Source organism: Taklimakanibacter deserti (assembly GCA_003574785.1).
Map to the genome: position 1 here is coordinate 1 of QORU01000081.1, position 544 is coordinate 544.

Sequence of the window (544 nt, forward strand, 5' to 3'; positions counted from 1 at the left end):
GCCCCGGTGACGATGCGCCGACCGTGCAGATTGAATTCGGCGTGCAGGATGAGCAGGAGCGGCACGCGACGGGCGGCCTTGTGGCCCGGTGGTCGCGTGATCGTTCGTGCATCGAAGGGCTGGAGATCGTGCTGATCGACGGCAAGCCCTGCGATGTCTCGCCGTTCGCTGCTCGCCTCGCTGCCTATGTTGAACTACCCGCCACCGTCCGAGAAACGGCTGTTCGGGATGCGGATTGACGGATGGATTCGTGGAACGTCATATCAAGTGGTTTGATCTGGCGCGGTTCGGAGCCGCGCTTCGGGTAGTGCCGGAGTCACCGCTGCGCGGCGTGGCGGTGACGTGCCTTGAGATTCGCGACCGCGATCTGTACCAGCGCATGTACGGCTGGCCGACTGATCGTGAGGTGACGGCGGATGAGCGCCGGGCGCTGCACGAGAGCTTCACGCAAGCGAAGCAGGACTTGGGGTTTGGTGGTGATCACGCTGGTCTTGCCGGAGCCGGCGCCGGCCAGCACCAGGCAGGGGCCGTCGATATAGCGCAC

The 544-nt window shown here is 65.1% G+C and carries 2 protein-coding genes; one reads left to right on the forward strand and one right to left on the reverse strand.

Annotated features, from left to right (window positions below):
• Positions 1-239, forward strand: a 239-nt coding sequence (locus DS839_RS36040; protein ID WP_368912140.1) for a hypothetical protein, incomplete at its 5' end; no start/stop codon positions are given.
• A 77-nt stretch (positions 240-316) separates the two neighbouring features.
• Here DS839_RS36040 and DS839_RS37165 read toward each other — a convergent pair.
• Positions 317-544, reverse strand: a 228-nt coding sequence (locus DS839_RS37165; protein ID WP_368912141.1) for a UvrD-helicase domain-containing protein, incomplete at its 5' end; no start/stop codon positions are given.